Genomic DNA, 10,175 nt, shown 5'->3' on the forward strand with positions numbered 1-10,175 from the left:
TCGTGGCGAGATTCTCGTAGCAGCCGCCAGGATTCTGGCAGCGAAGGTTGAAGCGGCAGCCAGGGACCTGTCAGCAGAACAGGGCAAGACGATCGCCGAAGCGTACAAGTTCGAGTGCGCGGGTCAAAGCTGCAATGCGCCCAGCAGGATCCTCGTCGCGCGATCCCTCTATGAGGAATTTCTGCCCCTGATGACGGAAGCCGCCTGCTCAGGCATTCGACCCGCGGCGGTGCGCGCGGACTATCGCGCATAGCCCCGTGCCCTGCATCGGGGACCCATACCGCCGTCAGTTCGTCGGCTCGAAGGAGTTTGGCCAGCGGCAACTCGTCGGTTTATCTTGACCCGGTCTGTTGGCTTCTTAGGAAGAAGCGAGGCCGCGGCCACCACGCAGGAATGGCCAGGATCGGTGATGAGGCGATCAATACCACAACCCGCCCGTTTTATAGCAGAAGTGCAAGTTCTCTGCTTGGCAGCCAAGCGCTTCACGAAACGCCACATGCTCCCCTCGGACGCGTCGATCGCACCGAGATAACGAACCTCACCACGCGCTGTCCGTCTACCACTGCTATGGCGCTGCCGTTTTCGACACATCGATACCACCAAAAACTTCAGTATTATGCTTGACGGATTGCCCTTCCACCATGAGGATCGGCCCGGCCTATCCGAACAACCTTCGCACACGCAGTATAAGGCAAGCCACCCCCGGCAGAACATGGAGAGTTTGCTGCTCCGATCAAACGCCGCGAAGAGATGGAGCTTCCCCCTCAGAAGTCTGCGCCTCGGCGATGTGATGCGGAATCAGTCGGTCGAGTAGCTTCTGAACTATCCTTTGCTATACCCTTGCCTGTTCGAGAGGCTCCGTACGTGAGTGATTGAGCTGGTCGAGAATCCAAGCCATTCGAAATGCATGGTCCTCAGCTCTGGCGAACCCATGCGAGGCGCCGGAGTGACCGCCGATTTTCATGACGCGAAATACCAGTTTGGGATCGCGATCTGCGGCGCAGGAGCGACGTTGAGCTACATAACGGGCAGGCTGGAAAAAGAGCACTTGGCTGTCGTCCAGCGCCGTGTCGACATATGTCGGTGGAAGCGGTCGGTCCGCGCTAAGATTGTAGTATGGATCGTACGTGCGAATATATCTATAGTCGCTGGCGATACGGGGATCTCCGTACTCCGCTGCTTCCGATCCCGAGTACGGCATCGGATAATCGATTACGGTATCGAGTATGTCGGCGACCGGGACCTCAGCGAGGACGGCGCGGAAAAGGTCGGGACGGAGGGCCGCGGTAGCAAGTACGGTGCCGCCGCCAGCGCTCCGTCCGCTAATTACGATTTCCTTGCGGGTGGCAAACCCTCGCTCGATCAGGCCTTCAGCAGCGGCGATCACATCTGTGTGGGTGACGCGCTTCCGATCTTGGACAGCTGCGTGCCACCACGGGCGCCCAAGCTCGCCGCCCCCGCGTGCGTGCACAATACCGAACGCAACCCCACGGTCCAGCAGGCTCAAGCGCGCGTTCATGAACGAAGGTGTCATGAAGAACGAGGGCCATCTCGGTGTTCGGTGACAGCCGTATACATCCAATAGCACTGGCCCGGCGCTCGACCGCCCGCGGCGCGCGACGAAAGAGATCGGTATCTCGACCCCGTCTTCCGCCTTCACCATGACGACCGTGGCGGCGTATTTGGCTGGGTCATAACCAGGGACGTGAGTTTTGTACAAAACTACCGATTGGTCTTCGTCGAGATCGTGCTCGAACACCGTCCTTGGTGTAACAAACGAGCTGACTGAGTAGGTCAGCTTCGAGCTTCGGAAGGGAAGTCGTGCAACCGAATAGCTGCCGCCTGCCGACAAGCCGACCTGTAGAGTGCAACTCGGCTCGTCGGGAACGATCGTGGCCCCAATCCGTCCGCTTCGGTCGTAGGAGACCAAGCGAGGCCGGAGGCCCTCTCGAACCAGCACAACGAGGTGGCCTTCGAGTACATGGACCTCCTCAAGCAACATCCTCTCGTTATGCGGCAGGACCTCCTCCCACCGCGACTGTGCCGGGTCGTCTATGGGTGCTCGTATGAGCCGCCCGTAGGGTCCAGCGTCATTGACGCGGAATAGGAACGCGTCCCCCCAGTGCTCGGCAACGATTTCGTGCCCAAGTTCCCGCGTCACGATCCGCCGCCAGCCCGCGTCTGGCTCGTCGGCAGAAAGACACCACACCTCGATGCTCCCTTCCCGAACCGGCACCGGACTTACGTCGAGGAATAGCCACGCACCGGTATCGGAACGGCGAATCCGCACCTCCAATCGGTCATCGGTCTCCTCGAACACCACCTCAGTGTCCTTGGTCTCGACGTCCAAGCGGACAACGCGATCATGTCGGCGGCGGTCACTTAGTTCGCGGGTAAAAAAAAGTGTTTTATTATCGCCAGCCCAGCAAGCCCACCCAGCACGGCCCGTGTCGCGCCAGACGTCGCCGCCGGTGGTCATGTCGCGCACTCTCAACTCGTAACCCTCGTTACCGATGAGATCGAAGCTAAACGCCACGTAACGCCCGTCGTCGCTCGGCTCGAAGACCCCGAGGGAGTAATAGGCCTCGGCCCGAGGAATCTGATTCGGGTCCAGAACGAGCTCGGCCGGGCCTCCGGTTGTTGGCCGCCGCCACCAGGCCGAATGAGCGCCCCCCCGTTGCGGGAGTTGGAAGTATTCAAAGCGGCCTACTTGAAACGCTGGTGGCGCTCCCTCAGATGGTTGGCGCCCTTCGATCTCGGCAACAAGCTGCGCCTTAAGTTCTGTCAGATGCTCTGTTGCTTGCTCCGCGAAAGTGTTTTCGGCTTGCAGATAGGCTCGTGCATTGGGGCGGTCCCGTTCGCGCAGCCAGCGATAGCGGTCCAAAGTGACATCGCCATGGAGTACTCTGGTCCGCGCCTCGGCATAGGGAAGCGGTGGCTGGACGCCGACTCCGGTTAGGTGAGTTAAATGCGTTGGCTCACTGCCCATAGTGTTCCTCCTAGCTGACGGTACGTTAGCCAGCAGTTCGTTTTCTCGACCATGATCAAGTGATGATGCCTATGCTGGTACTTCAAACATGATGCGCCCAGAAACTTGCCGTCAAATTCAATCTATGTATCAAGGCGATCTGGTTTCGAGATGACTTGAAATGAAGATAGAATCCCGGCAGCTGCGCCGAGTAGTGTGTCGCCAGGCCTTCCAGCCTAGCAGCTTCTTCAACTTGGCGTTCTCGTCTTCCAGAGCCTTCAGGTGCTTGGCGTCAGAGACGTCCATCCCGCCATACGTGGCCTTCCAGTTATACAGCGTCGCCACCGAGACCCCGTGCTTGCGGGCAAGATCGCCCGCCTTCGGACCCGCCTCATGCTCGCGCAGAACCGCGATGATCTGCTCTTCCGTAAACCGCTTCTCTTCATCAGTCCGTCCTTCAATCAAGGCCCGGACTCTAATCCCAGATGGAGGAAATTCTCAGTGGCAGGTCAGCAACGATCATATCGTGCGCCTCGCCACAACGAACTCGCCCGACATGATGAACCCCTTTGGCACCTGGAGTTCATTCGGGCCGCTGGTGAAGACCTATGATAGCTTGGCCGGCGTGGACGCCCAGCGCTACCCCGACAGGACGGACTTCGCGAAGGAGTGGTCTGTTGCGAAAGACAGCCTAACATGGACGTTTAAGATCTGGCGCGGAATGAGGTGGTCGGATGGCCAGCCTGCCACAGCCAGAGATGCCGCGTTCACCTATGACTACTTGCTCGGCTCGATGGGCAAGCCGGACGAACTCAACATCGGCCAAAACAATACAAATGGATTGGAGCAAATTGGATCGGTGACTGCCATCGATGACGAAACCTGCAAATTGTCACCAAGTTGCCTAGCCGCTGGCCAATTGAGAATTACATTCTGATTGTCCCCGAGCACCCTGGAAGGACATCAGCTACGCAGATGCGCGCGGCACCTTCCGCAACGATCCGCCGCTGGTCGGGACGGGGCCGATGATTGTTTCGGAATTTCGGCAGGGGCAGTTTGTCCGCCTAACGCCGAACCAGTACTTCCGTGCGGGGCGGCCCGCGACGGACGGTGTGGTGATGCTCCTTTTCCAGGCGGCCGATCCCGTCGCCCATGACTGAAAAGTGGCAGCATCCATTATGGCAACGGTTTACCGCTGCACAGTGGGACGACCTCTCGAAGAATCCCGGCATCGTGGTCGGTTAGTCGCGGGGCGAGCAACGGAATTATCTGGCCTTCAAAACTGCGTCCGAGAAGAGGGCAGGCAGCACTAGGGCACTGCAGGATTCTGCGTTTCGCGATGCGATTGGCTACGCGACCGACCAGAAAGCCATCATCGATCGAGCCTTCCGCGGGCATGCCGACCAGGGCGTTGGACTGGTCATGCCTGTCGCCGCCGACTCGGGCGACATTTGTGGCCGATCTTGCCTACGGCCTTCTTGACCCGCGAGTTCGACAATGAGCGACCCCACAATGAGCGAAAGTGCCGTCCGATCTCGCCCGCGTGTCGGCGATCAGGGACTTCCTGCGCCAATTTCTCAGTCATGGCGGCGCTCAGCTCGGCCTAATGTGCCGGTTTTTTGTTGTATTAGCGACGGTACCCAAAATCCTGGTGGGCCCGCCTGAGACAGCATCTACTGCGACCGGCGACTTTCTTCCTCCGCCTCAAGGCCAGCATCTGCTAGGTACAGACGAAGTTGGGCGGGACGTGCGCAATCTGGTCGTCCATGGTGCCCGGATATCGCTCACCATCGCGCTACTGCGTGATCACCCTGATGGTCGGAACCGTGATCTGCTTCGCCGACAGCATTGTCATGGCATTTACCAGTGAAACCTCGTCACCGGCCCAATATATTTCGGCTTTTGTCCGAGTCCGATTGGCGACATCTGTGTTCAAAACCGGACATCCCTGGGCGCTAGTATTAAGGTGGCCAAGCGGGCGAACCCTGATTTTGTGCTCCCTGCTCGCAACACCCTTGGTGGCATGCCAATTGCGTGTGTACAGCCAGATACCTGTTCCGACGTCGTCGTCGCGCTCTCTTCTCCCAGGAGTTCATATGACACTCGCCCACGCAATGCTGGCTGCGCCTCCCGTGCGATGCACCAGCGGTGCTGGAGCTGCCGGCGGACCGGCTGCGTCTGGCGCAGCAGGACCATACCGGCAGCCACGTTCAGTCCGCGGTGCACACAGTCCTGATGACGCTGTTCATGAGCCTTCTGGGCGGGTTGGCTCTAGTGCTCGCGCTCCTGTTGGGTAAGTACGAGTTGATAATCGGGGAGCACCGGCGCAAATCCGAGCGAGTGAACGTCACACCAGTCAAACATCAAAGGAGTAGCTCATGCGAGTGGCCGTTGTTAGGAACAGAGACTTTACGGGAGTGATCAACCGGTTCGGCCAGCCTCTTCCGCAGCCGCCGGAGCCTTACCCAGAGCGGGACAGCGACAGTGTGGTGCCGGCGCTGCAAGAGGGCGGCCACGAGGTGCTGCTGTGTGAGGGCGATAAAGGCCTGCTAACTACGCTTGAGCGGTTCATGCCGCCCGATTCGCAAGCCCGCCCTTCAGGATTCGTCTTCAACTTGGCTCATGGAATTCAGGGCGAGTCCTATTTCTCCCACGTTCCTGCCATGCTCGAAATGGCCGGCGTTCCGTACACCGGACCGAGCCCGCTCGGACATGAGCTTGCCAACGACAAGGTCGTCACCAAGATACTCATCCGCGACCGCGGTGTGCCTACGCCGAACTTTCGAGTGATGCGTCGGGGCACTGAGGGTACCGGCGACCTGCGATTTCCAGTGGTAGTCAAGCCGCTTCGCGGAGGCGACAGCCTGGGATTGCAGCTCGTATATGAACCTGCTGAGCTAAAGCAGGCCGTGGAAGTGATTGTCGAGCAGTATGCGCAGGACGCGCTGGTTGAAGAATACATCGACGGGCGGGAAATCAGCGTTCCGCTGCTTGGAAACGAAGAGCTCGAGGTACTGCCTCTTGTCGAGCAGGACTTCGGCGACCGCGCAACGCGTCTTATGACTTGGGAAGCGAAGTACGTAGCGGCTGCGGCAGCGTCGAAGATTTGCCCGGCACAGATCGGAAACGGGCTTGCGACGGTCCTGCGGGATATTTCGATTGCGACATTCCGCGCTTGCCAGTGCCGGGACTATGCCCGCGTCGACATCCGGATCGACCGCTCCGGCCAGCCTTTTGTCCTAGAGATTAACGCCAATCCGTCACTCACAACGGGGTCATCGTATTGCGCGGCTGCGAACACGGCCGGATACAGCTACTCGAGCTTAATCAATCGCATCCTGGATGTCGCCCACGCGCGGTATTTCGGAACCTCTGTCCCCCAGGGCCGAACCTGACATTGCGCCTTCGGGTAGCGCCGCTGGGTTGTCACTGTGCCCGCCCGCACCGCTTCGGGCGCGACATAGCGAGGCAGGCACAGACGAATGGAGTGGACGCTTTCCTGCCCACTCGAACGTGGACGCGCAGACGACCTGACAAGGTCGATAGGCGCCGATCTCGTTGGCGCAGAAGCTACCGATGACCCAGTCGTCTTGAATCATTGCAGATCAAATCGCTCCGGCCTGCAACCAGATAGACCCATGCTATTCTCAGCCGCTTATCGACTTAATACGGAATTATGTCGGAATGGATTTACTGGCAGCGCAAATGGATTTACTGGCGCGCAAGCGCCGTCAAGCACTGCAACGAGCTGTTCCGCGGCAAGCGCTCTCCGCCCCATTTAATGAGAGCGTTATCACCGTCAGCCGATTTGAACAGAACCAGCTTGCCGAATTGCGGCTCTATCCAATCGAGCTCGGCTACGCGAAGAGGTTTGCCAACCGGGGTTGCCTGCGGCTCGCCCCCGCCCGGCAGGCAAAAGCCATTCTGCGGCGCCTACAGACGCTCTCGAAACCATTTGGGACCGAAATCATCATCGAGAACGACGTTGGAGCCATCAGACTGAGGCCCAGCTCGCCGCGACAAAGTGGCTCGGATGCTTGAATTGGCGGCGCGCTCTGACCGTGACGCGGCCTGGATTGAGTGCCTGCACCGCCAAGCTTTCCATCGATACAGCCGCGCTTTGAACGGCATTCAATGGAACCCGTGGCACCGTTGCCGATCTTGGAATGCCCGCCGGATGATACCCATTTCGGGACCGGCTGGGCTGATCCTGGCCCATCGTCTCGAAATCGAGCCAGCCGGCCGAAGCACCGCCAGGATCCGCCGAACTCTACACGAAGAGAGTTCCAGGATATCGTCTGCCGCAACATCGGATGCTTGACAGGCCGACGACGCGAGCGGTGGCACCAAAGCGAAGGCGAGCGGATATGACCGCGCATGTGCAGATCAATGGCTGACTGGAGCGATTCACAGTATGGGTAGACCAACTTCCATCTAGCGGTCTCCCGATCGAAATAGCCGAGGCTTGCTGCCTGGCACCCCTAACTTCTTCCCGGTCTCCGAGATCAAACTATAGCGTCTCAACTAAAACGATCCGACACTTCATGTCGCTTTGTCCGGTCCGCGACACACATAGGGCTCTTGAACCAATCTGGGCCTGCTAAATCCCTGAATACGATTACAAAATTCTGTCTCTGGCTCGATCAGTCAAATTGGCACGAGGTTTGCGACGTTGGTTGCGAGGCGGTGGAAGCTCCGACTGGCATTCATGTCATGGCTGCCATCGCAATCAATCGAAGGAAAGGAACATGTCAGGTCTGCGTCGGATCTTATTCTACGGGAGAAGGCCATCGGCGGACGGCAATGCCTCCGACTCATAATGGGCCAGCCTGCGCCTGATGGTCTCCTCCTGTTGGTGACCGTGAGTCGTGATTACTGATCCGTTCTGAAAGCCGCTCTTGGACCTATCGCAGCACATCCATCAATCCCTGTCCCTGAGACGCTGCAGTCGCTCTTGGGCGCAGTGATCCATAGCCGAAAGAGGAAACCTGTAGATGAAAAAAGTTGTTGCCGCCAAGCTTCATGGTATTACTGTGACCGACGCGGACTTGAACTATCACGGTTCAATAACTCTGGACCCAGATCATTGCGACGAGGCGGGCATTCTTCCGCTGGAATTCGTTGAGATCTGGAATAAGGCTTCAGGCGCGCGAATCAGCACGTATGTCATATACGGTGAGAGGGGTTCTCGTTGCTGTGTGCTGAACGGAGCCGCTGCTCGCACCTGTCAGGTCGGAGATGAGATAATCATTTGCTCCTCTGCATATATTGAGGAGCATCAGATCGTAGGGATCAAGCCGCGAGTGCTGACGTTCAACCATGACAATTCTGTGTGCGACCGCATGTTCTACGATGGTGGGACTAATGAGGATGGAACGATGACATTCGCGGTTCGCGAAGGCTCACCTGTCGGCAACGCCCTAAAGGTCTCGAATCAGGCCAATCGCTGATTGCTCACAGGCTCGGATAGGCGGTGAAGGACCGCGGCCAAGTGGCATACTCGCCCGTCTAGTCGCTTTGACCGATAGCGACCTATCTCCGATCGCTAAGCTTTCCGAAATAGTGATCCCCGTTCGGACCAAAATGCCTTCGCTTTTTACACGATGACTCGTGATTTAAGCTCTGGGCGACGCGGACGGGGTGCTGTGGTCGATGAAACCGGCTTTGTGAAGAAGGGGGATCAGTCGGCCGGGGTTGCGCGGCAGTATGCGGGCTCGGCGGGGCGGATCGAGACTGCCAGATCGGCGTGTTTCTGGCTTATGCCCGCTTTGGGCAGGCGCTGATCGATCGCGCTTTATCTGCCGCAGGCCTGGGCCACGGACGCTGCGCGGCGCGCCAAGGCGCAAGTGCCGAGGAGATGGCCTTTGTCACGAAGGTCGAGATCGCGCGGGAATTGATCGCCGCAGCGCTCGATGCCGGCGTGCCTTGCCGATGGGTGCTGGGGGTGCGCTCCATCTATCATCTGCGATTCGGCGCGGGCTTCAGACTGGCCGCTAGAGCACGTCCTGCGATCGATGAATCGATTGTGATGCGACGAAGGCCTTCGCTGGTGATTCAACATCCACTTTGAGAGGTGGAGGATGGCAAGAACACTGAGCGACGATCTTCGGTCGCGGGTATTGAAGGCTTCGGGAGGGCATGTCGGCGCGGCAAGCCGCGGCGCGGTTCGGGGTCGGGATATCGAGCGCAATCCGTTGGATCGCACGGCGAAGATCGGCGAGCGGACGGCGCGTCGGCAAGGCCGGCGACGCGCTTCCAGTCTCGATGCGCATGAAGCCTTCATCATCGGGCTGAGCGATGCACGCAAGGACATCACGCTGAATGAGATGGTGGGGCGGCTGGAGACCGAGCGGTCGATGCGGATCAGTCGCAGCTCCCTGAGCGACTGGCTGCGTAGCCAAGGCTGGACGTTCAAAATTCCGCAAACCATTGAAGCAGGACCGTCCCGACATTTTGAGGCGACGCCGCGCCTGATTCGACTGCCAGCTCGATCTGGATCCGGCGAAGCTCGTGTTCATCGATGAAACCGGACTGTCGACCAAGATGACCCGACTGCTGGGCCGTGCGCCACGCGGTGAGCGTTGCCGGGCCGGCGTGCCGCACGGCCACTGGAAGACCACCACCTTCACCGGCGCGCTGCGGCTGATGGGCATGACCGCCCCCTTCGTCTGCGACGGCACCATAAACGGCAATGTTCCTCGCCTATGTCGAGCAGGTTCTGTTCCCACCTTGTCGCCGGGCGGCGTCGTTGTGATGGACAACCCGCCTGCCCACAAGCCGGCCCGCCTTCGAAATGCGATCGAGCAGGCCGGCGCGAGGCTCATGTTCCTGCCGCCATACAGCCCCGACTTTGACCCGATCGATAACGCCTTCTCAAAACTCAAGGCGCTGCTAAGCGCCAAAGCCGTAGGACCATCAAGGCTCTGTGGGACGCCGTCGGCCCGCTCTTCCATCAGTTCTCACCGGCCGAATGCGCGAACTACTTCAAGGCTGCAGGATATGATCCGGATTAAACAGGACGTGCTCTAGACTAGGAAGGTTATTGCCAGCGCGCGATTTTGAAAATCGGCCGCAGAGGCGACTCCATGATCGAGGACACCTTTGCGGCCGTTGAAAGTGAGACGTCTGTACCGCGCTGGAGATCCCTACTCTTCGTTCCCGCTCACGTTCCGCGCTTTGTGGAAGCGGCTCATGAGCGCGGGGCAGA

Annotated in this window: 6 protein-coding genes and 5 pseudogenes; 8 read left to right on the forward strand and 3 right to left on the reverse strand. The window is 59.1% G+C overall.

All coding sequences use genetic code 11. From position 1 onward, the window contains the following. Positions 1-253: aldehyde dehydrogenase family protein (locus tag NKI85_RS36645; RefSeq protein ID WP_352780689.1), on the forward strand; the 253-nt coding region annotated here is incomplete at its 5' end. On the opposite strand, the pseudogene NKI85_RS36650 reads toward NKI85_RS36645, so the two are convergent. The 3 genes and pseudogenes from NKI85_RS36650 to NKI85_RS36660 all read right to left on the reverse strand — a co-directional run. Then, positions 231-643 (reverse strand): annotated as a pseudogene (locus tag NKI85_RS36650) (transposase); the annotation flags it as partial. The gene NKI85_RS36645 and the pseudogene NKI85_RS36650 overlap by 23 nt on opposite strands. 189 nt (positions 644-832) lie before the next feature. Further along, positions 833-2,989 carry a prolyl oligopeptidase family serine peptidase gene (locus tag NKI85_RS36655; RefSeq protein ID WP_352780692.1) on the reverse strand — a complete coding sequence of 719 codons (2,157 nt, stop codon included), beginning with the start codon at positions 2,987-2,989 and terminating at the stop codon, positions 833-835. 216 nt (positions 2,990-3,205) lie between these two features. Further along, positions 3,206-3,430, reverse strand: a pseudogene (locus tag NKI85_RS36660) (transposase); the annotation flags it as partial. A 64-nt stretch (positions 3,431-3,494) separates the two neighbouring features. Between NKI85_RS36660 and NKI85_RS36665 the strand changes: the two are divergent. The 7 genes and pseudogenes from NKI85_RS36665 to NKI85_RS36695 all read left to right on the forward strand — a co-directional run bounded on the left by NKI85_RS36665 (position 3,495) and on the right by NKI85_RS36695 (position 9,981). Next, positions 3,495-3,905 (forward strand): ABC transporter substrate-binding protein, encoded by a 411-nt coding sequence (locus NKI85_RS36665; protein WP_352780695.1) that lies wholly within the window; start codon positions 3,495-3,497, stop codon positions 3,903-3,905. A gap of 88 nt (positions 3,906-3,993) precedes the next feature. Further along, a complete protein-coding gene (locus NKI85_RS36670) occupies positions 3,994-4,128 on the forward strand; it encodes a hypothetical protein (protein ID WP_352780697.1) in 135 nt (44 codons plus the stop codon). A 1,218-nt stretch (positions 4,129-5,346) separates the two neighbouring features. Next, positions 5,347-6,363 carry a D-alanine--D-alanine ligase family protein gene (locus NKI85_RS36675; RefSeq protein ID WP_352780699.1) on the forward strand — a complete coding sequence of 339 codons (1,017 nt, stop codon included), beginning with the start codon at positions 5,347-5,349 and terminating at the stop codon, positions 6,361-6,363. Between the two features lie 382 nt (positions 6,364-6,745). Then, positions 6,746-7,009, forward strand: a pseudogene (locus tag NKI85_RS36680) (CapA family protein); the annotation flags it as partial. A gap of 953 nt (positions 7,010-7,962) precedes the next feature. Next, positions 7,963-8,418 carry an aspartate 1-decarboxylase gene (gene panD, locus NKI85_RS36685; protein ID WP_352780701.1) on the forward strand — a complete coding sequence of 152 codons (456 nt, stop codon included), beginning with the start codon at positions 7,963-7,965 and terminating at the stop codon, positions 8,416-8,418. A gap of 195 nt (positions 8,419-8,613) precedes the next feature. Further along, positions 8,614-8,912 (forward strand): annotated as a pseudogene (locus NKI85_RS38115) (transposase); the annotation flags it as partial. A 136-nt stretch (positions 8,913-9,048) separates the two neighbouring features. After that, positions 9,049-9,981, forward strand: a pseudogene (locus NKI85_RS36695) (IS630 family transposase). Positions 9,982-10,175 lie beyond the last annotated feature (194 nt).

It is taken from the genome of Mesorhizobium sp. M0571 (assembly GCF_040320985.1).
Taxonomy (GTDB): Bacteria; Pseudomonadota; Alphaproteobacteria; order Rhizobiales; family Rhizobiaceae; genus Mesorhizobium.